Source organism: Pseudomonas tremae (genome assembly GCF_023278125.1).
Classification (GTDB): Bacteria; Pseudomonadota; Gammaproteobacteria; order Pseudomonadales; family Pseudomonadaceae; genus Aquipseudomonas; species Aquipseudomonas tremae.
In genome coordinates, this window is sequence record NZ_CP066270.1 from 2,034,727 (window position 1) to 2,056,067 (window position 21,341).

The following is a 21,341-nucleotide window of genomic DNA, read 5'->3' on the forward strand; positions in this document are numbered from 1 at the left end:
AAGTAGCGCTTATGAAAAGTATGTTTCATGCCCGGTCTCTGCCATGACTGACAAGTATGCTCCGCGTGATTGGGCCGCCCACGAACGCCCGACCATGCCGGGCTCGCCTTCGACGCCGCTGCATTCCGATGCCCGCCGCTGGGCATTTGCGCTTGTAGGCGTCATCGTCGCGCTGACCGGTGGCCTCGGCAACGCGCTGGTGATCGCCAACCTGCCTTATCTGCAGGGTGCCCTCGGCGCAACGTCGCAGGACATCGCCTGGCTGCCCGCGGCCTACATCATGACCAACGTGTCGATGAACCTGCTGTTGGTGAAATTTCGCCAGCAATTTGGCCTGCGGGCGTTTACCGAGTTGTTTCTGGTGCTTTATGCGCTAGTGACCCTGGCGCACCTGTTCGTCAACGATATCGACTCGGCAATTGCCGTGCGTGCGGCACACGGTATGGTCGGCGCTGCGCTCAGCACACTCGGGCTGTATTACATGATTCAGGCCTTCCCGCAGAAGTGGCGGCTCAAGGCGCTGGTGCTAGGGATTGGCACTGCCCAGCTGGCCACGCCACTGGCCAGGCTGGTGTCCGAAGATTTGCTGCAGATTGCCCAGTGGCGCGGCCTCTACCTGTTCGAACTGGGCATGGCACTGCTCTCGCTGGGCTGCGTACTGATGCTCAAATTGCCACCCGGCGATCGTTTCAAGGCCTTCGAGAGGCTGGATTTCCTGACGTTCGGCCTGTTGTCCACCGGCTTTGCGCTGCTGTGCGCGGTCTTGTCGCTGGGGCGGATCGAATGGTGGCTGGAGGAGCCCTGGATAGGCGTTGCTTCTGCAGCGTCGATTGCGCTGATCTGCGCGGGCCTGGCCATTGAGCACAACCGCTGCAATCCGCTGTTGATTACTCGATGGCTCGGCAGTGGTGCGATTTTGCGTCTCGGCCTGGCCGTCATTCTGTTTCGCGTCGTGCTGTCCGAACAGTCCGTCGGCGCTGTCGGTTTTCTCCAGGCACTGAACATGGGCAGTCAGCAGCTGCATACCTTATATCTGGTGATGCTGCTGGGCAGTGTGGCCGGGCTGGCGGTCAGCGCGCTGACGATCAACCCCGCGCATTTGATCAAGCCGTTGCTGATTTCTTTGGCGATGATGGCGATGGGCGCCTGGATGGACAGTCATTCGACCAACCTGACGCGTCAGTCGAACATGTACCTGAGCCAGTTTCTGCTGGCCTTCGGTGGCACGTTCTTTCTCGGCCCCACGCTGGTGCTGGGTATCAGCGGTGTGCTGGCCAACCCGCGCAACATGGTAAGTTTCTCCGTGCTGTTCGGGATAACCCAGAACATCGGTGGCCTGATCGGAGCTGCCGCCCTGGGGACCTTTCAGGTGGTGCGCGAGAAGTTTCACTCCAGCCATATCGTTGAACATCTGACCCTGATCGACCCGCTGGTTCAGGCGCGGCTGCAAAGCTACAGTGCCAGTTACAGCTCGGTCATCGCCGACCCTTCACTGCGCAACATCCAGGGCATCCGCGCGATGGCCACTGCGGCGACACGAGAAGCCAATGTGCTGGCCTACAACGATGTATTCATGCTGATCGCACTGATTGCCGTGCTGACCATGATCTGGATATCGCTGCGCATGCTGTGGCTGAAAATGACCACCCAACCTCTGGCGCTGGCCCCTATTGCACCTGCCGCTTCGCCTTCCATACCTTCTTCCGGCGTTAGACCTTCATGACCGAATCAACCACCACCGATAACGAAGCCCCACGCAGTTCGCCGTCACCGGCCCCGGCACCGTTGAAGTCCCCGATCACCAGCCGACCGCGCCCGGCCCGCAAGCGTATCGTCTCTTCATTGATTTTCGGTGCTGTGGCGTTGGTCGGTGTGCTGGTGGTGTTGTATGCCTGGGAATTGCCGCCGTTCGGCAGCCCCATAGAAAGTACCGAGAACGCGCAGGTGAAAGGCCAGACCACGTTGATCGGGCCACAGTTGAGCGGCTATGTGTACGAAGTGGCGGTGCAGGACTTTCAGTTCGTCAAGGCGGGCGACCTGTTGGTGCGCCTTGATGACCGTATCTATCGTCAGCGTCTGGAGCAAGCCGTTGCGCAACTGGCGATGCAGAAGGCTTCGCTGGCCAACAACCTGCAACAGCGTCGCAGTGCCGAAGCCACGATCGGTCAGCGTCAGGCCGAGCTGCAGAACAGCATTGCGCAGAGTCGCAAGAGTGCTGCCGATCTGCGTCGCAATCAGGCGCTGGTGACCGATGGTTCGGTGTCGAAAAGCGAGTTGGACGTTACCCGCGCTGCCGACGCCCAGGCCAACGCCGCTGTTGCAGAAGCCAAGGCGGTATTGCAGATAGCCCGCGAAGACCTGCAAACCGTGATCGTCAACCGTGGCTCGCTGGAAGCCTCGGTTGCCAATGCGCAAGCCGCCATCGAGCTGGCGCGCATCGATCTGGACAACACCCGTATTGTTGCCCCGCGTGACGGGCAGTTGGGGCAGATCGGCGTGCGTCTTGGTGCCTACGTCAACTCGGGTGCGCAATTAATGGCGCTGGTGCCCGAGCAGCGCTGGATCGTGGCCAACATGAAAGAGACCCAAATGGCTCATGTGCGTCTCGGTCAGCCAGTGAGCTTTACTGTCGATGCGCTCGACGATCGCGAAATGCACGGTCATGTGCAGCGAATTTCGCCTGCCGCAGGTTCGGAATTCAGCTTGCTGCCTGCCGATAACGCGACCGGCAACTTCGTGAAGATTTCTCAGCGCATTCCGGTGCGTATCGTGGTCGATGCCGATCAACCGATGCTTGAGCATCTGCGTCCGGGCATGTCAGTGGTCGTGAGTATCGATACCAGCGCCGAGGGGGATGTGCCTAGGGATCATTGAGGCACAGCAGTTGCGGGGGGTGTGGCGGGGAAACAGATTTAGCGAGCAAGCTCGCTCCCGCAAAAGCCGGTTACTCATGGCTTGGCGATTGCTGATGAATCGCAGTTGCGGGAGCTTGCTTACAAAAGCGCAGAGCCAAGAGCGTCAGAACAGCTTGCTGAACACCCAGTACAGAGAGCCCGAGAGCAGAATGGCTGCTGGCAGGGTCAGCACCCAGGCGGTCGCCAGGTTGCGCAGGGTGCGCATCTGCAGCCCCGAGCCGTTGGCAACCATCGAACCCGCCACGCCCGAGGACAGCACGTGTGTGGTGGACACCGGCAAGCCGTACATATCCGCCGCACCGATGGTGAACATGGCCACGACCTCAGCTGACGCGCCTTGTGCGTAGGTCATGTGAGTCTTGCCGATACGCTCGCCGACGGTCACGACAATACGCTTCCAGCCCACCATAGTGCCCAGCCCCAAGGCGATAGCCACGACAATCTTGACCCAGGTCGGAATGAAGCGTGTGGCACTGTCGATCTGCCCCTTGAAGGCTTCGAGTTTGGTTTTGGTCTCTGCGTCGAAATTGCCTACCTGGTTTTTTTCCATGACGCGGATGGTTTCCGATGTCAGGTACATGTCGTTACGCACGTTGGTCACGGCTTCGGCAGGCACCTTCGACAGCGAACCGTAACTGGCGACCTGATCGCCGATCTTGCCAGCCATGACCGCCAGCGCGGGGATCAGGTCCGGGCTGGCTTCCTTGCTGACCAGGTAATCCGACAGGGTCTTACGTGCATCGCCAGGGGCCGGTTGAGGCACACTGCGGATCAACGCCTGCTGGGTTACTTCAGCCACTGCAGCGAACTGGGTAGCCTGTTCGGCTGGCATGGTGCGGTTCAGCGCGTAAGCCATTGGCAGGGTTCCGACCAGAATCAGCATGATCAAGCCCATGCCTTTCTGCCCGTCGTTGGAGCCATGCGCGAACGACACGCCGGTGCAGGTGACGATGAGCATCGCGCGAATCCACAAAGGTGGTGGCGCGTTACCTTCCGGTGCCTTGTACAGCGCACGGTTCTTGATGAACATGCGCATGGCGATCAGCAGCAATGCAGCACAGCCGAACCCGACCAGCGGCGAGAGCAGCAGTGAATAACCGATTTTAGTGGCTTGGGACCAATCCACGCCGCTTGTGCCGTCACGGCCGTGCATCAGCGCGTTGGCAACACCGACGCCGATGATCGAGCCAATCAAGGTGTGCGACGAAGATGCCGGCAAACCCAGCCACCATGTGCCCAGGTTCCAGATGATTGCAGCAATCAGCAGGGCGAATATCATGGCGAAACCGGCCGAGGAACCGGTTTGTAGGATCAGCTCTACCGGCAGCAAGGCGATGATGCCGAATGCCACTGCGCCGCTGGAAACCATCACACCGAGAAAATTGAAGAACCCCGACCAGACCACTGCAAAGCCGGGCGGCAGGGAGTGGGTGTAAATCACCGTCGCGACCGCGTTGGCGGTGTCATGAAAGCCGTTGACGAACTCGAACCCCAGCGCGATCAACAACGCTACGCCCAACAGTACGAAAGGGGTCCAGGTGGTAACCACCGTACCCATGTCGTCGACGTCCTGTTTGAGGCTGTAGCCAGTGAACAGCAAGCCTGCGATGAGTATCGTGAAAAAAAGAATAATGGTCATTCGGCTGGGCTTGCGACCGAATTGACTCGCTGACAGGCTCGCCTTGCCGAGAGCGTCGGGTGACATTGCGTTTGTAGCCATGTTCACAATCCTGGATTGAAAGAATATTGACATGGTCATTGCAAAATGTGACAGCGGTGAGACATGTAACAATTGATTGCGTTTTTGCGCCGGTTTTCTGACAGCCGGCGGGTCGAGATGCATATTCAGTAGTCGCCGCGCTTGCGAAACGCCCAGCGCCCTGCGACCAACGTAAAGGTTGCCACCAGCGCCACCAAAATCCAGAAACCCTCCGGGTCGGAAGCCAGCGGCACGCCGCCCACGTTCATGCCAAAGAAGCCTGCGACGATGTTGATCGGCAGCGCCAGCACCGTTACCACGGTCAGGGTAAACAGGGTTCGGCTGCTTTGTTCATTGAGGTTGGCAGCAATTTCTTCCTGCAGCAGCTTGATGCGTTCGCCCAGCGCCGTTAGGTCGTTGATCACCAGTGACGATTCTTCTATGGACTGGCGCAAAGCTTGCGCATCCTGCTCGCGCAGCCATTGCGGCGGGCGATGCAGCAGGCGCATCAGCGAGCCTGGTTCGAGTGCCAGCAGGCGTTGCAGGCGCACCAGCACCCGGCGCATGGCGCCGAGTTCGGAGCGGTTGTTACTCAGCCGCTGTGACAGCAACTGATCTTCGATACGGTCAACATTGACGCTGGTCTTGCGCAGGAACTGAGTGAGTACTTCACCCTGATCGCTGAGCAGGTGAGCCAACAGCTCCAGAGGTGAATCGAATTGCTCGCCACGCTTGACCGCCGAACGCAGTTTGTCCACCGAGCGCAGCGGTTGCAGCCGTGCGGTGATCAGCAAACGCTGGCGCGCACACACCCATAAAGTCGAGATGTCAGTCGACAGCCTGTTGAAATCGAACACCACATCGTTAACTACCGCCAGCAGCGTGGCGTCGACGTGTTCGATGCGGGTCGAGCGGGAACCTTCGTGCAGGGCTTCGAAAAACTCTTCCGGAAGGTCGAGCGTGGTTTTCATCCAGCGCTCGCAGGCCGCATGCGACAGGTTCAGGTGCAGCCAGATGAAGTCGTTTTCGTCAGGCGGATTTTGCAGGTAATCCAGCGCTGCAGCCGAGTCTATCTCCTGACCGCTTTCGCCGTGGCGAAAACGGAAGCCGTAGAGCAGGCCGAAAAGGTCGGAATCCTGATGGTTTACGATACTGTGGTTCATGGCTGTCCACATGCGGCCTGGCCCGGGCGGGGGAGGCGAAGGCCGCATGATGACAAGGCGTTATTTCATATTTGTGACAGCTTGTTGCCGAGTGTTTCTTTATCAAGCCCATCGCCGGTCGCGTTCAGCACTCATTCAGCCGACCGGTTTTTTGCCGCTGTTGCTTGGGCATCAAACCATCGCCAGAGGCACTTTCCGGGTTGGGGCGGGCCAGGCCAGATCAATGTCTGCCAAATCCCGTTCCGTCAAACGGATCTGCTCGGCTGCGATGTTCAGCCGGATATGCTCCGGGTTGGTCGCTTTGGGAATGGCAATCAGGTTCTCCTGACGAAGCACCCATGCCAGCGAGATCTGCGCCGGAGTTGCTTCATGGCGTTTGGCGATTTCATGCAGGGCAGGGTGATAAAGCAGGTCGCCAGCCTGGCCGATCGGGCAGTACGCCATCAACGGCAAGTGACGATCCGCACTCCACAGCATGAGATCAAACTCAATGCCGCGTTGCTCAGGGTTGTACAGCACCTGATTGGTCGCACAGCGCGGGTTGTTCAATTCGATCATGTCCGGCACATCGAAATTGGACACCCCCCACGCGCCGATCTTGCCGGCTTCACGCAGACGCTCGAAAGCTTCGACTGTCTCGGTCAGCGGGTACTGGCCCCGCCAATGCAGCAGATAAAGGTCGATGTAGTCGGTATTCATCCGACGCAGGCTGGCTTCGCACGCGGCCGGAATGCCGCTGCGGCTGGCATTGTGCGGGTACACCTTGCTGACCACGAAAACCTTGTCGCGCTGTCCGGCAATGGCTTGCCCGACGATTTCTTCCGCCGCGCCATCGGCATACATCTCGGCAGTGTCGATCAGGGTCAGGCCCTGTTCGATGCCCAGGCACAGCCCGGCTATTTCTGCCGAGCGCAGATGGCCTTTTTCACCCATGTGCCAAGTGCCCTGACCCAGCACTGGTACGGTACTGCCTGCCAATTCCAGTGTGCGCATGTGACCCCCGCTATAAGTGAGCTGTAAAGTAAGCAGGTCTCAGGCAACACATCACGCATGAGGTTCCGTGCGCCACCGCCTGATGAAGATTTAAACCTTGAACTGTTTCAGCAGCGCGCTCAATTCTTCACTCAACTCTCGCAGATGCTGGCTGGCCGAGGTGGACTGCTCGGCAGCCATTGCAGTGCTCTGGGATAGCTGCGCCGCCTGCGTGACGTTTTGGTTGATGTCGTCCACCACGTGCGTTTGCTGCAATGTGGCACTGGCGATGGACGCATTCAGGCTGTTTAGGTTGCGCAGGGCCTGGCTTATGGAGGTCAGGCTCTGACCGGCCTGATTGGCCTGTTCGATGGTCAGTTGCGAGGAGCGACTGCTATCGCCGATCACCTTGACGGCGGCATCGGAATACGTTTGCAGGCGTTCGATTATGGCCTGGATTTCTGCGGTGGATTTCTGGGTGCGCTGGGCCAGCAGGCGCACCTCATCGGCTACCACGGCAAAGCCGCGGCCCTGTTCACCTGCGCGTGCTGCTTCGATGGCGGCGTTCAGCGCAAGCAGGTTGGTCTGATCGGCGATCGAACTGATCACCTCCAGTACGCTGCCGATCTTTGTGCTTTCGCTCGACAGGTTGTGCATCACGTCAACGGCCTGACCGATAGTGCCGGAGAGGTGCTCGATCTGACGCAGGCTGTTGTCGATGTTGATCTGCCCTTGCTGCGCCCGCGATTCGGCGTCGCGCATTTCGCTGGCCGCATGCTCTGCGTTCTTGGCAACGTCCTGGACGCCATAGGTCACTTCATTGACAGCAGTTGCTACCAGGTCCATCTGCTGCGATTGCTGCAGGCTGCGGTTCTGCGCCTGCTCGGCATTGCTGCCCGACTCGCTGGCAGCCTTGCCCAGAGCCATCGAAGAGTTCTGCAGCAGGCTTACAACGTTGCGCAGTTTGGCGACGAAAGCGTTGAAGTGCGTACCCAGTTCGGTGATCTCGTCCTTGCCGTGGGTTTCCAGGGTGCGGGTCAGGTCGCTTTCACCGCTGGCAATATCGGCCATGGCGCCCACAGCGGCTTTCAGCGGACGAACGATGCTGCGTACGATCAGGGTCAGCAGCAGCACCATGACCAGCACGATACCTGCAATGAATAGTCCGGTGCTCAGCAGCTGGGCCTCGAACTCGGCGGCTACGTCGTCCACGTAAACGCCGGACCCGAGAATCCAGCCCCACGGCTGGAACAGTTGCACATAAGAGGTCTTTTTCACCGGTTCGCTGGCGCCCGGTTTCGGCCAGCGATAGTTGACCATGCCGGCGCCCTGGCTTTTGACCAGGGTGACCATTTCATTGAACACCGCAAAGCCATCCGGGTCCCGGATGGCCGAAAGGTTTTGCCCATCGAGCTTGGGGTTGGTGGGGTGCATGATCATCACGGGCTGCAGATCATTGATCCAGAAATAGTCGCTCTGGCTGTAGCGCAGCCCTTTGATCTGTTTCAGCGCCTGCTGCTGTGCAGCCTCACGCGTCAGACTGCCAGCCGCTTCAAGGCCCTGGTAGTAACCGAGTATGCCGCTCGCTGTCTGCACCACGTGCATGGTTTTTTCAGCCTTCGCGCGGTACAGGTCATCATGTGTCTGTTTGAGCAGGGTGGCTGCGAGAATCAGAAACATCAGCACAGAAACCACAAGGATCAGCCACAAGCGGCGGCTGATGGACACACTGCGCATATTCATGATCTTCATCCCTAAGATTATTTTTCTTGTTGCGAGCTGAGTAACGCAAAGCCCGAAAGCCGAGCCTTTCAAGCATCTCGGCGCCTGCCCGGTAAACATGAGACGTCAGTCACATTTTTCTCGAATGCAAGCAGATATGGCGAAAGGCTTACATCAAGAGACGCCATTGGCTCTATCGACTGACATCGGGTCCATGTAGGATCCAATTCAACAGCTGCAGCGAAGGAACGCCGCAGTGATCAGGGAAGATCGACCATTGCCAGGAGGCTACTGACAGGATGTCGGAATGGTCATGTTGCAAAACCACCCGCTTCGGCGGGTTTTTTGTGTCTGCACGAAAGTCGCTGCTCGGCTTCCGGCCTTGATTGTGCGGTGCGGCGCAGACTTTTTGACGCGCAGCGTCACGAAGTGCATGCCAACGCGCATTGGCACGATAGTCAGTCAGATGTGAACGATCAGCGGTGGCACGAGTATCAGGTCAGCGATCAGGCTCACATCCTTTTAGCACCAGCCTGAGAATGGTCTGCGTGGCGGCCTCGTAATCAGCGTCTTGCAGTTTCGTCTTGCCGGTGACCATTGCGATCTGCCAGTCAAAATCGGCGTATGTCTGGGTTGCAGCCCAGATGGTAAACATCAAGTGGTGAGGGTCCAGCGCTGCAATCTGCCCGCGGTCTATCCATGCCTGAATACATTCGATGTTATGCCGGGCCTGGCCGTTGAGCTGTTCGATCTGCTCCGGCGTCAGATGTGGGGCGCCGTGCATGATTTCGCTGGCAAATACTTTCGAAGCGAAGGGCAGGTCCCGGGAAATCTGGATTTTCGAACGTATGTAGCGGCTGAGCACTTCGGCCGGAACACCCTCGAGGTTGAACGGCGTCGACGCTTGCAGGATGGGCGCGATGATGCTTTCCAATACCTCGCGGTAAAGGTTGTCCTTGGATTTGAAGTAGTAGTAGACATTCGGTTTTGGAACGCCGGCCCTGGCTGCGATATCGCTGGTCTTGCTGGCGGCGAAGCCCTTGTCGGCGAATTCCTCGCTGGCAGCGCGCAGGATAAGTTCTTTGTTGCGCTCGCGAATGCTGCTCATGACCCGGTTATTCCCTTGCCTGCATGGCGGTCGCGCATGGTAGCACCGGGTTCGCGCAGCGCTCAATATTGGCGCGATGCAGTGCATCGCGGGCAGATTCAGGCGGGTCTTCTCGCCGTCCGGCCAGCGCTCGCACCGCTCATGCGTGAGCGCCTGACCGAATCAGGCGTTCATCAGTTCCTGAACACGAGAGGTCAGCGCATCGATGGCGAACGGCTTGGTCAGCACCCGCATTCCCGGCCCGAGTTGCTCATCACCGATGGCCGCATTTTCTGCGTAGCCGGTGATGAACAGGGTTTTTAGCTGTGGACGAACTTCTCGCCCGGCGTCGGCCATCTGCCGCCCGTTCATGCCTCCCGGCAGGCCCACGTCGGTGATGAGCAGATCGATATGCACGTCCGAACGCAGCAGTTTAAGGCCGGCCAGGCTGTCCGCCGCCTCGATCAGCGTATAGCCGAGATCACCGAGGGAGTCGGTAAGCAGCATGCGCACGGTCGGCTCATCATCCACGATCAGAATCGTTTCTCCGGACTGCGTGAACTCGACGGGTGGGATGTGTGCATCGCTCTCGTCCCTGACCGCAGCACCGTCGTAACGAGGCAGGTAAATGAATATCGAGGTTCCCTTGCCGACCTCTGACTGAATGCGCACCTGACCGCCGGACTGATTGGCGAACCCGTAGATCATCGACAGGCCAAGGCCCGTGCCCTGACCGATCGGCTTGGTGGTGAAGAAAGGGTCGAATGCCTTGGCCATGACCTCCGGGGTCATGCCGGTGCCGGTATCGGTGACACACAACGACAGATACTGCCCTTCAGGCAGGTCGTGTACCTGCGTTGCGCCATCTTCCACCCAGCGGTTGCTAGCATCGATGGTGATGCGCCCGCCATCCGGCATCGCATCACGGGCATTGATGCACAGGTTCAGCAACGCATTTTCGAGTTGGCTGGCATCCACCAATGTTGGCCATAGCCTAGGCGTGCCGATGGTTTCGACCAAAATGCTAGGACCGACCGTGCGCTGGATCAGATCGGTCATGCCCTTCATCAGCCTATTCACATCGGTAGGTTGCGGGTCCAGCGTCTGGCGTCGCGAGAAGGCAAGAAGCCGGTGCGTCAGGGCAGCCGCCCGTTTTGCCGCACCCTGTGCGGTGACAATGTATTTGTCGACATCGCTCCAGCGCCCTTGCTCGATCCGGGTACTCATCAATTCCAGTGCGCCGGAAATGCCTGCCAGCAAATTATTGAAGTCATGGGCCAGACCGCCGGTCAGTTGCCCCACGGCTTCCATTTTCTGCGACTGACGCAGTTTTTCTTCAGCTTGCATGAGTTCGGTGGTACGCGCCGCGACACGCTGTTCAAGGGTGTCGTTGAGTGAACGCAGCGCTGCTGTAGCACGGTCGCGTTCTGCAGCGACGGTGCGTCGTTCATCGACGTTGATGAGAACACCTGGGAAACTCAATGGCGTGCCGTCCTCGGCACGGTCGACACGGCCATTTGCCTCGATCCAGTAGTAGATGCCGTCGGCACGGCGAACCCGGTACTGATGCGCGTAAAGACTCCCTTCAGTAATGACCGCGTTGATTGCTTCGATCAGACCTGGCCGGTCTTCAGGGTGAACAGTGGCAATGACCTGTTCCAGGCTCAGGCCTTCATGGCCCAGGGCTGGCTCAAGGCCAAAGGCCCTGGAGAAGGCTTCGTCAACCGCGAAACGGTCGGAGAGCAGGTCCCAGTGCCAGGTGCCGATGATCGCTCCAGCGGCCAGCGCGAGCTGAACACGCTCGACGTTTTCGCGCGAGATTGCTTCGCTTGTGCGCAGACGCTCCTCGGCATCCCGGCGTGCGGTCACGTCACTGAACATGACTGCGATTTGCCGATCAGCCGGTTCACCGACACGCACAGCCTTTACTTCAAACCAGCGTTCAAAGGCCTTGGCATAGTTCTCGAAGCTGGCGGGCTCTCCGGTTTTCGCGACGTGACCATAGGCTTCGAACCAGAAACGCTCCAGGTCCGGAGCGAACTCGGTCACCCATTTCCCACGCAGGTCCACACCCGCCTGGCGTTCAAAGGCAGGGTTGGCCTCAATGAAGCGATAGTCCACCGGGCTGTCGTCGGCATCGAACCTGACTTCGATGATGGCAAAAGCGGCTTCGATGGTTTCCAGCATGGTTCTAGAGCGTTCTTCGCTGCGACGCAACGCCATCTCGGCTTTGCGCATCTGGGACATGTCGAGCATCGCGCCGATCATGCGTGCAGCGCTGCCTTCTGCGTCACGGATCACATGACCACGGTCGAGGATATCGGCATAAGACCCGTCCAGGCGACGAAAACGGTATTCATCAGTCCAGGCGGTGCCGTTGCCGTCAATCACTGCATGGATGGACGCGTAGATACGCGCACGGTCATCCGGGTGGATCTGGGCGATCCACCAGTCACTCGAGGTGTCCAGCGTAGCAAGTGGATGGCCATAAGCCTGTTCCAGCGCGTCATTCCAGAGAATGTAATCGGCTTTCAGGTCCCAGTCCCAAATGGCATCGTTGGTTGCCTTGGCGGCTAATCGGTAACGCTCCTGAGCTTCTTCAATCGCTCGGCCCGCCAGGTGCTCGTCGGTACGGTCGCGCAGAATTTTCACAAAACCGATGTGAGCGCCTTTGGCTCCGCGCAACGGCATCATCTCGCCTGACGCCCAGAACAACTGGCCATCCTTGCGCACGTGCCAACGCTCGTCGGAGGCCCGACCCTGACGCAGGGCGAGGTGCATTTCATAATCGATCTGACCGCTGGCCCGATCCTGGGGCGTAAAAAAACGCTCGGCACTCTGTCCCGACATTTCCTCGGCAGTCCAGCCGAGTACCTGCTCGGCACCCGGGTTCCAGTCAGTAATGACCCCGTCCGTGTCGGTCAGAATCATGGCAAAGTCCATCGCACTGACAAAAACGGCGCGCTGGCGTGCTTCACGGCTGGTCACCGCGGCTGGAGCGTCACTCGGCTCGGGTTCTATCCGGGCTTGTTCAAGCAAACTGCGCAGGTGCAGCACCTGCGCCTCCAGCTCTTCTCTTGTCAGTTCTTTCAGGGTGCCTCCGGCTCACATAAAGACTTGTTTGGCAGCGCCCTCGAGAGTCTCCGCGGCCTGCGTTGCGCAATGGAATCAAAAAATATCGGCATCTGCGTTTTTATGGCGATCGCAATATAGCGCAACAGTATTCAGCTATGGCAATCCGGAAAAGTTATTCGGATTGACCGGAGCTCGTTGCATTCGCCAAGCATTGAAACGTATTCAAACCCTGAAAGCATCGGCCTGCGAAAATGTTTCTTTAGGGCGGCCGACGTTATGCGTGACCGGGCCTGGATCGCTTGACTGCAATCATGAGGCCGTCAGCAGGTATTTTCCGATTTCCTTCTGGCTGCGTGCTAGGATTTCGCTTTTAAATAGGTGCGGCAGAGCATCTTGGGCTGTCAGTGATCCAGTATTTCAATTCGGATGACGGGCAAGAAGGAGCGGAGACCGTGATGCGAAAAGTGCTATCCCCATGCCTGTGAAATCCGGCGAATCCGCTGCAACCAAGACCGCCGGGCGCCGCCGACTTCCCAAAGGCGAGATGCGCAAGGGCGAGATCATTCAGGCGGCGATGATCATTTTTGCTCGCGATGGATACGCTGGCGCCTCGTTGACGAATATCGCCAAGGTTGCCGGTCTCTCTCAAGTTGGTTTGCTGCACCACTTCCCGAACAAGCTTGCCCTGTTGCAGGCGGTTCTTGAACATCGAGACCAGTATGTTGCCTCCCGATTGCAAGACGCCCATCAGGACGGGTCTCTGCAAGGCTTCATGTCATTTCTGAAGCATGTCATGAGTTTCAGTATCGAAGATGTGGCTGTCAGCCAGGCGTTGATGATCATCAACACGGAAAGTCTTTCGGTCACTCATCCGGCACACCGCTGGTTCAGCGAACGTTCCGGGATCATTCATCATCATCTTCAGGTTCAACTGAATTCGCTGGTTGAGGCAGGTGACATTAGGCCAGACGTCGATGTGAAGCAGATCAGCCTCGAGATCGTTTCGATGATGGACGGTATGCAGATTCAATGGCTCAGGTCGCCGGGTGACGTTCAGATAGAACAGGCGTTTGCAAGGTTTCTGGAGCGGTTGGCTGGGGATCTGGCGGGGCGTTGAACGGCGGGGGTGTACGTGAAAGTGCAATCGGTGGTCTCTCGACCACCGATTGCTGCTACCTAGTAAGCCTGTTCTGGCTTGACCTGCACTGCGTTGCGCAGCGGGATTGGCAGAGGGTTGGAATCGCGGGTGGTCAAGCGTTCCGGATAGAGCGCAACCACGGTGCGATCAAGCGCCAGGTTTTCCGAATCCTTGCCGACGAGGACCTTGAATTTGCCAGGGTCAACGTTCCAGCTCACCGAGTCCGGCGAGTAGTAAGCGAATGAGCGTGAATCCAGCGCTATCGTGACTGTCTTGCTTTCGCCAGGCTTCAGGTAAACCTTGGTAAAGCCCTTCAGTTCTTTCTCCGGGCGATCAACCTGAGGCTTGGAAGGCTGGAGGTACAGCTGAGCCACTTCAAAACCGGCCTTGTCGCCTGTGTTGGTGACGGTGAAGCTGGCTTGAATGGTTGCGCCGGGAGCCAGCACATTGCTCGACAGCTTCAGATCGCTGTACGCGTAAGTGGTGTAGGAAAGCCCGAAGCCGAACGGGTACAGCGGCTTGGTGTGTTTCTTGTCGTAACCGCGGTAGCCCAGGTACAGACCTTCGCTGTAGGTCATCTCAGTGGGCGGGTTAGGGCTGCTGAAATAGTACGGCACCGGGTTCGAAAACGACGCGTAGCTCGGGTTGTCCTGCGCTTTCTTGTCAAGCGTAATAGGCAGTTTGCCCGACGGGTTGACCTGGCCGTACAGAATCTCTGCCAGCGCCTGACCGCCTTGCTGGCCCGGGAACCAGGCATGCAGAGAGGCTGCTACCTTGTTGGCCCACGGCTGCATGTCCATACCGCCACCGCCGTGCATGACGACGATGGTCTTGGGGTTGGCTTTCTGAATGAAACCGATCAGCTCGGACTGGAACTGCGGCAGTTCGAACGGGTGATCGAGAGATTCGCCTTCGTATTCGAAGTTGCTGCCAGCCGCGACCACAACAGCATCGTAGTCGGCCAGATTCTTCGGTGGACGCAACGACGCCCAGCTCATCTGCACACCGTTCATGCCACCTAGAACCGGAGTGAAGTTGCCCTTCATGCGGCGATATTCCAGACGCACGTTGTACTCGGTGCCGGCTTTGAGGTCCGGTACCTTGACGGTGCGCGGAACCACCGGGATCAGGTCAAACGAGACTTGCGAGCCTTCGTCTTCCAGCACCAGCTGGTCGTTGACCCAGAGCTTGTAGGCACCGTCGGCGCGGACCTTGAACACATGGGCGCCAGTGATCGTCGGCTTGATCTTGCCGGTAAAACGGGCGGAGAACGAACCTGCCGAAGGGGTGTAGCCGCTGACCGTGCCGGCACCGTTATCAGTGAGGTTGGTGTTGGTGATCCAGTCCAGGTTGACGCCGGGTTCTACACGGGTCGCCACCGGATCGCCCGACAGCGAAGTGTTGGAGTAATACTCGGCTTTCACGCCTGCGTTGCTGATCGGCTGTTTTTCTGTGCCTGGCTGATACCAAACGGACGACTTCGGATTCAGGCTCATCTGCGGCAGATAATCGACATTCGATGCATTCGATGCCAGTTGCTTCAGCCCGCTTAATTCAGTGACGTAGCTGGCCGGTGCCGAGTACGCGGTACCAAAAGGTGCCGTTGGAGGCTGCACGGCCATATCACCAATCACGGCAATTTTGGCGTTCCGAGGCAGCGGCAGCAGAGGCTTTTGCCCGTCTACGGGTTCATTGCGCAGCAGCACGATAGCTTCCCGCGCGACGTTCAGTGCAGCCAACTGGCCGTATTCACGATGCTCGAGTGGCTGCGCCTTGTTGATGCCTTTGTCAAAGCCGTAGCTCACCAGCGCACGCAGGTTTCTACGGACCTTGTCGTCGATCACATTCTGGTGCAACTGGCCGTTCCAGACATAAGGCAGCAGCTTGGCCTCGGTAAACTGAAGCCCGCTCGGCATGTCGATATCGGTCCCTGCCCAGGCACCCTTGAAGGCGTCCTGAACCGAGTTGAAGTCGCTCATGACGTTGCCTTGAAAGCCCCATTGGCCTTTCAGAATGTCTGTGATGAGGTGATGGTTTTCACATGCGTATTCGCCGTTGATCTTGTTGTAACCGCACATGATCGAAGCGATGTTGGCGTTCTTGACCAACGATTCGAAGCCGGGCAGATACAATTCCTGCATCGCGCGCTCGTCGATCTTCACATCCAGATAGTGACGATTCGCTTCCTGCTCGTTCATCAGGTAATGCTTGGCCGCTGCTTGTACGCCTTGAACCTGAATACCGTTGGTGACCGCCGGCGCCAATACCGCGCCGAGGAATGGGTCCTCACCACTCATGTACTCGGCTGCCCGGCCGTTGAAAGGCGTCCGGTACAGGTTGATGGCGGGCGAAAGCATCTGCTGACCGCCCGCGATGCGCGTTTCATAGCCGATAGCCAGACCGAATTCCTTGGCCCGGTTGATGCTCCAGGTGGCTGCGAGCGCGGACGGGGAAGGGTACTGCGCGCCGAACGTCTTGCCGCCGACCAGCACGCCCATCGCCGAGTCGTAGGCGACTGTGCCCTGGAGATTGAATTTATCGAGTTTGGGGATCATTCGCCCGTCGTCGACGCGCGAGAAGTTGATCTTCTCCGACTGAGTCATGTTGTCGAGCATGGCGCCTACTCGCGCCTCGACTTCATTGCCGGTCATCGGCGTAACAGCAAAAGCGCTGCCTGCCTGGGCGATACCGAGCGCCAACAGGCTCAGGCCAAGGCCTTGTTTGATAATGGACACGGAGCTATTCCTTACGTAATGCCTTGGGGAGGTGTTGTGCGTCATCGGCCGGCTCAATGTTTTTCATCGCCAGCAGGCGCGTCTGTGGTGTCGATCGGCGCGTCGACAATCGTTTGCGCTCCGCCGGATGTTTTTTGTGTAGCAAGGTCGGCGCCGGTGATCTGTTGGCGCTTGGCATCAACCGCAACGCGGCGTTCGCTGGAGGTTTGAGGCAGCGGGTTTTCCGTGTCAGCGGCCGAGACTGAAAGCGCGGCTAGGCAGGTCAGTAAAGCGGCAGCAGCAGGCAGCAAGTGTCTGGCCATCGGGAGAATCTCCAAATAGAGGCGTAAGGCAAGGGAGCACATCTGCCAGCAGTCCAACGCCGCTGGCAGGCAGTTTCAAAAGTTTTGATTGATCAAGAAGCACCGTCGATAAAAATACACGAGTGCGTTTTTAAATAATCTAAAGTATTGTTTTTCTTGTATTTAAAATCTGACTTTTTATAGTTTTTATCGTTATTAATTAGAATATTTGAGCAATAAAATATGATTTATTGTTGCTTATGAAGAATTATTGCTCTTTTTGAAAGCAGAGTGATCGCTCTGTTTTTGGTGTTTTGCAACTTTTAAATTCACAGGTGTCATTGCTGAGTGCCATCATCGCCAGCCCTTGAATACTTGCAGCCAAAGCCAGGGTCAAGGTCAACAGCTCATTGCGGGGTCCATCGTAAAGCACTTGAACGCTGCCAAAAAATACCGGTGCAAATGCATAACAGCCTTGTGCAATGGCAACAATCAACGTCACCACCCGCGTTACTTGCTGGCGGGGAAATTCGGCTTGGGCAATCAGCGGCGGCAAGGACGTCGCATTGCCGATGCCCAAGCCAAAAAGAACCATCCCGACCCATAGCCAGGCAGCATCGATATTGATGAGCATCAATACCATGCAGCCCAGCAACTGACAGCCATAACTCAGGCAGGCCACATTGCGGCGGTTGAGGCTTGTCTGCATCAGTCTGGCTGACAGCAACCTTCCAGCGATGGCGCTGACAGTGGCGATGCCCATTGCCAGTCCTGCACGCTGTTCAGCGACGTGATCTACCAGCAGCATGAATAGCTGGCTGATCAAGCCGATCTGTGCAAAAAGCCCTAGCGACATGGCAGCGGCCAGCGTGATGAACTGCCGGTTACCTCGCAGCGTTATGGGCGTTGCGTCTTGTGGTTGAGCCAAATCATCTGCTGGGTGGTGAATACCATCGGGTTGCTGACCCAGATGTTCAGGCCTGAACCTGAACACGGTCAAAGCGAGGAGGGCAATGATTGCGATGGAAACCACGCCTACCACGATTGCAGCGAGGCTGAACCCGAACCGGCCGATCAGGTACACCCAGCCCGACGAAAAGATCACGCCGCCAATGCTCGCGCCGTTGTAAGCCATTGCCAGCGCTCCGGGACGCTTGCTGACAAACCAGGGCGAGATGGCTGTATTGACCGCTGCAGCGCCCATCGTCACCCAACCGAACCCGCTGAGGACCGCGGCAAGAAACAATTGATAGGGCTGCGTGGCAATCGTCCATCCGAAGATGCCGACAGCAAGAATTCCTGCACCTGACACAGTGGTCCAGGGAAAACCGACGCGTTTGTAGAGTGCGGGCAGGTTGATGACTACCAGGGTCCCCGCCAGAAAATGCACAGTGACCGCCGCCGAGCAAAGGGCAGCCGACCAGCCGGTTTTTTGAATTACGGCGTACATGAATATCGGTGGACCGTAGAAGCCGATGCCCCAGCCAAAAACAGCCATCACAAACGTTGCCGCGACGACTTTTCTGCCCAAAAAAAACTCGATTTATGCATTTGGTGAATCCCTTCAAGTGGTTTGGCATCAGTATGATGACTGCCTACGAGAACACTTCGGGGAGGGCTGAACTATGGAAGTTGAAACGGCCGATCTTTCGCTGGCAGCAGTTGCGGGTGCCATTGCCGATCCGGCCAGGTCCCGAATGCTCTGTGCGTTATTGGACGGGCACGCACGGACGGCGACCGAGCTGGCGGCGCTTGCCGATATTGGCGCATCAAGCGCCAGCGGCCACTTTGTTCGTTTGCGCGAGCAGGGTCTGGTGGAAATGCTGGTGCAGGGGCGACATCGTTACTATCGACTGGCCAATGCGCAGGTGGCGCGAGCGCTGGAAGCCTTGCTGGCGCTGACTCAGCACAGTGCTGCGCCATTCCAGCCCAACACGCCTTCTGCGTTAAGGCAGGCCCGGACCTGTTACGACCATTGCGCCGGCGAAATTGCCGTCAGGCTGCACGACGCCTTGCTCAAGGCGGGTTGGCTGATCGAGCAGGGCAAGGATTATCAGGTCAGTGGGAAAGGTATCGGATCGTTGAACGCGTTGGGCATTGACGTCGAAGCAATGCTTGTTCAGCGCAGGCGTCTTGCCTACGCCTGCCTGGACTGGAGCGAGCGTTCCCCGCACATCGGCGGTGCATTGGGCGCAGCTTTGCTGGAGCTGATGCTCAAGCGGGGCTGGGTAAGCCGGCACCTTGATTCCAGAGCGCTGGATCTGACGTCCAAAGGGTTGGGCGGTATGGCGAAAGCATTTGGGTGGTAGGGCCGTGCGATATTTGCGTCGCTACCGAGCTTGCCCGGTAGCGACGTGCTCGTTGGTCAGAAACTGTATTTGGCTGTCAGTGCATAGCTGCGCGGGTTGCCGTAGACGTCGGTAGAGCCCCATACCGAACTGGCTCCAATCGCGGTGTAGTAGGTACGGTCGAAGATATTGTTGGCATTCAACTGCAGGTCCAGGTGTTTGTTGACCTGATAGCCTGCCATCAAGTCCGCCACCGCGTAACTGCCTTGTTCCAGCCGATAGCTGCCGTCGGTGAGGGCAATGTCGTTGTACATGCGGCTCTGCCAGTAGACGTTGCCGCCGACACGCATTTTTTCCAGTGCGCCCTGCAGGCGGTAGACCGTCGAGAACTTGAACAGGTGCTCGGGCGTATCGGTGTCGAAGCGCTGATTCTCTTTCGCCGGATCGAAATCCTTTAGGTAGTGGGTGCGGGCGTAGGTGTACCCCGCCCCGACTTGCCAGTTCTCGGTCAGCGCGCCCTGCAGCTCCAGGTCGATACCCTGACTGCGCACCAGCCCGGCTGCGTCGTAGCACGTGAGCACTGCACAGCCTGCCTGAGTCGGCGCTTCGGTCTTGAGGTTTTCCTGATCGATCTGGAACACCGACAGGCTGGCGTTGAGAGCGCCGTTGAAATACTCGCCTTTGATACCGACTTCATAGTTCTTGCCCACCACCGGGTCGAGCACTTTGCCGGACAGGTCCTGATAGTTCTGCGGGTTGAAGATATCGGTGTAGCTGGCGTACAGGGAGTAATGGTCATCCAGCTTGTAGATCAGGCCCGCATAACGCGTCAGGTTGCGGGTGACCTTGAAGTCCTCGTCGCCTGAACGGTCGTCGTAGTCGTACCAGTCCAGACGACCACCGAGAATCAGAGTCAGCGGGTCGGCCAGGCTCAGGCGCGTGGTGAGGTAGATGGCGTCCTGGGTAGCAATATTGTGGGTTTTACCGTCCCGCACAAAGTTCGGTTTTGGCGCGCCGATAGGCAGCCCGGTGTCGTAGGGGCTGTATTCCTTGCTGGTCTTGTCGTAGACGCGCCTGCTGCTGCCGATCACTACTTCGTGGGTGCGGCCAAACGCTTCGACCGGTCCACTGGCATAGACATCGAGTGCTGCCTGCTTTTCATCCGGCTTCGACTGATAGGCCGTGGTCTCCAGCGGGCCGTTGTAGCGCGAGAGGTAGGTGCCCGAGAACACGCCGTCCAGAGTAGAACTCGAGCCCGCAACGCGCAGTTTCCAGTCGTTGTCGAAGCGATGTTCAAGTTCACCGAACACAGTGTCGATCTGGATCTTCTTGTTTTCCCAGTCCGTACCGGGGTAGGTCGAGCGGGACAGGTTCAGATGGTGACCATCGCTGCCAAGCGGCAGGCCGCCCCAGAAAAAGTTGGTTTGATCTTCCTGACGAGACAAGCCGAAGGTCGCTGTCGTTGCATCGCTCAGGTCGGCTTCGAGCACGCCATAGAAAACGCCGTGATCGCTTTTTTCCTTGTCACGGAAGCTGTTCGCATCCTGGTAGGAGCCGACTATCCGGCCGCGCACAGTGCGGCTGTCGTTCAGAGGGCCAGAGGCATCGAATACGCCACGGTAATCGTCCCAGCTGCCGACGGTGCCGGTGAGGCTGACCTGCGGATCGGCGGTAGGGCGCTTGCGCACCATGTTGATCGCTGCCGAAGGATTGCCTGAGCCTGTCGTCAGACCGGTAGCGCCTCTGATCACTTCGACATGGTCAAACATGGCCAGGTTGGGCTGCACGCCGGCCGTGTAACCCGAGTACGAGGCGGGCAGGCCGTCGTACATGATGTTGTCGATATCAAAGCCGCGTGATGTATAGGTTTGACGGCCAGGCCCGCTGGACTGGTCGAGAAATAGACCGGGCGTGTACCTGACCACATCGTTGATGCTGGTCATGGCCTGATCGTCCATGCGCTGACGGGTGACGACAGTCACGGCCTGAGGGGTTTCACGCATGGTAAGCGGCAATTTTGTGGCTGTCTGCATGGCGCCAGTGGTGTAAGACCGGCTGCCCTCGGTGGTCGACCCGAGTTGGTCACTGCTGATTTCCGTTGCGCCCAGTTCCATCGTCACAGGCGGCTGCGCGTCTGCGGAAAAGGCGGGCTGTGTCGCTGCTGCCCAGATGCCCATCGCCAACAGGCAAGGTGTAAAACGATTACGGCTTTGCGAATGTTGCCCCGGCATGAATCCGACACTCCCTGAAGCCGTCCGTGGCTGGA

The 21,341-nt window shown here is 58.2% G+C and carries 14 protein-coding genes and 1 pseudogene; 4 read left to right on the plus strand and 11 right to left on the minus strand.

Features of this window, described 5'->3' with window-relative positions; all coding sequences use genetic code 11:
- The first annotated feature begins 43 nt into the window (after window positions 1-43).
- Window positions 44-1,723 (plus strand): MFS transporter, encoded by a 1,680-nt coding sequence (locus I9H09_RS09430; protein WP_122347947.1) that lies wholly within the window; start codon window positions 44-46, stop codon window positions 1,721-1,723.
- Window positions 1,720-2,874 (plus strand): HlyD family secretion protein, encoded by a 1,155-nt coding sequence (locus tag I9H09_RS09435; RefSeq protein ID WP_024689815.1) that lies wholly within the window; start codon window positions 1,720-1,722, stop codon window positions 2,872-2,874. Before I9H09_RS09430 ends, I9H09_RS09435 begins: the two co-directional genes overlap by 4 nt.
- Window positions 2,875-3,018: 144 nt before the next feature.
- Here the strand turns inward: I9H09_RS09435 and I9H09_RS09440 are convergent, their stop codons facing one another.
- The 7 genes and pseudogenes from I9H09_RS09440 to I9H09_RS09465 form a co-directional block, all read right to left on the minus strand.
- The gene (locus tag I9H09_RS09440) at window positions 3,019-4,635 is read right to left on the minus strand and encodes an inorganic phosphate transporter (protein ID WP_005897245.1); all 1,617 of its coding nucleotides are present in this window, start codon (window positions 4,633-4,635) and stop codon (window positions 3,019-3,021) included.
- Between the two features lie 125 nt (window positions 4,636-4,760).
- A complete protein-coding gene (locus I9H09_RS09445; RefSeq protein WP_005897243.1) occupies window positions 4,761-5,777 on the minus strand; it encodes a transporter in 1,017 nt (338 codons plus the stop codon).
- 171 nt (window positions 5,778-5,948) lie between these two features.
- Entirely contained in the window at window positions 5,949-6,770 is an 822-nt protein-coding gene (locus tag I9H09_RS09450; RefSeq protein ID WP_005897241.1) for an aldo/keto reductase, read from the minus strand.
- Between the two features lie 90 nt (window positions 6,771-6,860).
- Window positions 6,861-7,676: a methyl-accepting chemotaxis protein gene (locus tag I9H09_RS27130; protein WP_397416972.1), complete on the minus strand. Its 816-nt coding sequence runs from the start codon at window positions 7,674-7,676 to the stop codon at window positions 6,861-6,863.
- Between the two features lie 42 nt (window positions 7,677-7,718).
- Window positions 7,719-8,591 (minus strand): annotated as a pseudogene (locus I9H09_RS27135) (cache domain-containing protein); the annotation flags it as partial.
- 379 nt (window positions 8,592-8,970) lie between these two features.
- Window positions 8,971-9,579 (minus strand): TetR/AcrR family transcriptional regulator, encoded by a 609-nt coding sequence (locus I9H09_RS09460; protein WP_122313141.1) that lies wholly within the window; start codon window positions 9,577-9,579, stop codon window positions 8,971-8,973.
- A gap of 162 nt (window positions 9,580-9,741) precedes the next feature.
- Entirely contained in the window at window positions 9,742-12,612 is a 2,871-nt protein-coding gene (locus I9H09_RS09465; protein WP_122313152.1) for a PAS domain-containing hybrid sensor histidine kinase/response regulator, read from the minus strand.
- Window positions 12,613-13,108: 496 nt separating this feature from the next.
- Between I9H09_RS09465 and I9H09_RS09470 the strand changes: the two genes are divergently transcribed.
- Window positions 13,109-13,750: a TetR/AcrR family transcriptional regulator gene (locus I9H09_RS09470; RefSeq protein WP_122324980.1), complete on the plus strand. Its 642-nt coding sequence runs from the start codon at window positions 13,109-13,111 to the stop codon at window positions 13,748-13,750.
- 59 nt (window positions 13,751-13,809) lie between these two features.
- On the opposite strand, the gene I9H09_RS09475 is transcribed toward I9H09_RS09470, so the two are convergent.
- From I9H09_RS09475 to I9H09_RS09485, 3 genes are all read right to left on the minus strand, one after another.
- The gene (locus tag I9H09_RS09475) at window positions 13,810-16,551 is read right to left on the minus strand and encodes a beta-glucosidase (protein WP_122347946.1); all 2,742 of its coding nucleotides are present in this window, start codon (window positions 16,549-16,551) and stop codon (window positions 13,810-13,812) included.
- Between the two features lie 8 nt (window positions 16,552-16,559).
- Window positions 16,560-16,808 (minus strand): hypothetical protein, encoded by a 249-nt coding sequence (locus tag I9H09_RS09480; RefSeq protein WP_005897227.1) that lies wholly within the window; start codon window positions 16,806-16,808, stop codon window positions 16,560-16,562.
- A gap of 247 nt (window positions 16,809-17,055) precedes the next feature.
- Window positions 17,056-18,318 (minus strand): MFS transporter, encoded by a 1,263-nt coding sequence (locus I9H09_RS09485; protein WP_428847130.1) that lies wholly within the window; start codon window positions 18,316-18,318, stop codon window positions 17,056-17,058.
- A 94-nt stretch (window positions 18,319-18,412) separates the two neighbouring features.
- On the opposite strand from I9H09_RS09485, the gene I9H09_RS09490 reads away from it, so the two are divergent.
- Entirely contained in the window at window positions 18,413-19,096 is a 684-nt protein-coding gene (locus I9H09_RS09490; RefSeq protein ID WP_005897224.1) for an ArsR/SmtB family transcription factor, read from the plus strand.
- Between the two features lie 56 nt (window positions 19,097-19,152).
- On the opposite strand, the gene I9H09_RS09495 is transcribed toward I9H09_RS09490, so the two are convergent.
- The gene (locus I9H09_RS09495; protein WP_122324981.1) at window positions 19,153-21,306 is read right to left on the minus strand and encodes a TonB-dependent siderophore receptor; all 2,154 of its coding nucleotides are present in this window, start codon (window positions 21,304-21,306) and stop codon (window positions 19,153-19,155) included.
- Window positions 21,307-21,341 lie beyond the last annotated feature (35 nt).

Excerpts from the sequence above, each read along its gene's own strand:
- I9H09_RS09430 (WP_122347947.1), top strand. The coding sequence starts at position 44 with ATGACTGACAAGTATGCTCCGCGTGATTGGGCCGCCCACGAACGCCCG.
- I9H09_RS09435 (WP_024689815.1), top strand. The coding sequence starts at position 1,720 with ATGACCGAATCAACCACCACCGATAACGAAGCCCCACGCAGTTCGCCG.
- I9H09_RS09440 (WP_005897245.1), bottom strand. The coding sequence starts at position 4,635 with ATGGCTACAAACGCAATGTCACCCGACGCTCTCGGCAAGGCGAGCCTG.
- I9H09_RS09445 (WP_005897243.1), bottom strand. The coding sequence starts at position 5,777 with ATGAACCACAGTATCGTAAACCATCAGGATTCCGACCTTTTCGGCCTG.
- I9H09_RS09450 (WP_005897241.1), bottom strand. The coding sequence starts at position 6,770 with ATGCGCACACTGGAATTGGCAGGCAGTACCGTACCAGTGCTGGGTCAG.
- I9H09_RS27130 (WP_397416972.1), bottom strand. The coding sequence starts at position 7,676 with ATGGCTCTGGGCAAGGCTGCCAGCGAGTCGGGCAGCAATGCCGAGCAG.
- I9H09_RS09460 (WP_122313141.1), bottom strand. The coding sequence starts at position 9,579 with ATGAGCAGCATTCGCGAGCGCAACAAAGAACTTATCCTGCGCGCTGCC.
- I9H09_RS09470 (WP_122324980.1), top strand. The coding sequence starts at position 13,109 with ATGCCTGTGAAATCCGGCGAATCCGCTGCAACCAAGACCGCCGGGCGC.
- I9H09_RS09475 (WP_122347946.1), bottom strand. The coding sequence starts at position 16,551 with ATGACGCACAACACCTCCCCAAGGCATTACGTAAGGAATAGCTCCGTG.
- I9H09_RS09480 (WP_005897227.1), bottom strand. The coding sequence starts at position 16,808 with ATGGCCAGACACTTGCTGCCTGCTGCTGCCGCTTTACTGACCTGCCTA.
- I9H09_RS09490 (WP_005897224.1), top strand. The coding sequence starts at position 18,413 with ATGGAAGTTGAAACGGCCGATCTTTCGCTGGCAGCAGTTGCGGGTGCC.
- I9H09_RS09495 (WP_122324981.1), bottom strand. The coding sequence starts at position 21,306 with ATGCCGGGGCAACATTCGCAAAGCCGTAATCGTTTTACACCTTGCCTG.